The sequence below is a fragment of the Emergencia sp. 1XD21-10 genome (genome assembly GCF_009936045.1).
GTDB lineage: Bacteria > Bacillota > Clostridia > Peptostreptococcales > Anaerovoracaceae > Senimuribacter > Senimuribacter intestinalis.
In genome coordinates, this window is the sequence record NZ_QWEQ01000078.1 from 1 (window position 1) to 933 (window position 933).

Here is a 933-nt window from a genome sequence, read left to right on the forward strand (position 1 = left end):
TAGCTTTCTTGCTTTGTATAGAGCAGGATATATTGAATAGATTAGGGTGTAAAACGAAAGAAATAGGCGGTGCCGATTTTGGCATCGCCGCATAAAGGAGGTTAGAATGAAAAGCATCGTAAGTTATCCAGAACGTGGCGTGGGAGGAAACAATCACTATAGAGGAAATTGCAGCCCAAGATTGATTGAAGATTTGATAAAACAATTTAAGGTGAGTGAGATATGCGATTACATGGCTGGCAGCTATACTACGCAAGATGTTGCAGGAACAATGGGTATTATATCCCATTGTTATGACCTAAATCACGGGTTTGACCTAATGAATATGGATATTCCACAGCGGTCAGAGTTTACATTCTGGCATCCACCGTACTGGAATATTGTAAAGTATGCAGATGGACAATATTCGGCGAAAGAAATCATCCAAAAATATGGATTTGACCCCAGAGAAAATGATTTGTCAAAGGTACAAGCATGGGAAGATTTCGTAAAAATGCAAAACTATTGCATGATGAAACAGTATGCTGCATTGGAACGTGGTGGGCGAATTGCTGTGCTGATGGGCGACATCAAGAAAAAAGGAAAGTTGTATTCACAGTTGTGTGAAATTGTAAAGCCAGGCACAATCGAAAACATCGTGATTAAAGCACAGCATAATTGTACATCGGACAGAATGAATTATGCAGGTAAATTTATTCCGATTGTACATGAGTATCTTCTCATTATCCGTAAAGATATGCCGCTTACGATAAATTATCTAGTTACCGAGAAACAAAGTATAGATATGCGAGATATGCAGACAAGTACATGGAGAGATGTATTGCATGAGGTACTAGAGGAAATCGGTAAGGCAGCAAGCCTTACAGAAATTTATGAGAAGATAGAAGGGCATAAAAAAGCCCAACGAAATCCGCATTGGAAGGAAAAGGTCAG

The 933-nt window shown here is 39.2% G+C and carries 1 protein-coding gene; it reads left to right on the plus strand.

The window, feature by feature from the left end; all coding sequences use genetic code 11:
* Positions 1 to 106: 106 nt before the first annotated feature.
* Positions 107 to 933 (plus strand): site-specific DNA-methyltransferase (locus D1151_RS16385; RefSeq protein ID WP_161909582.1); only part of this gene is annotated, 827 nt, incomplete at its 3' end.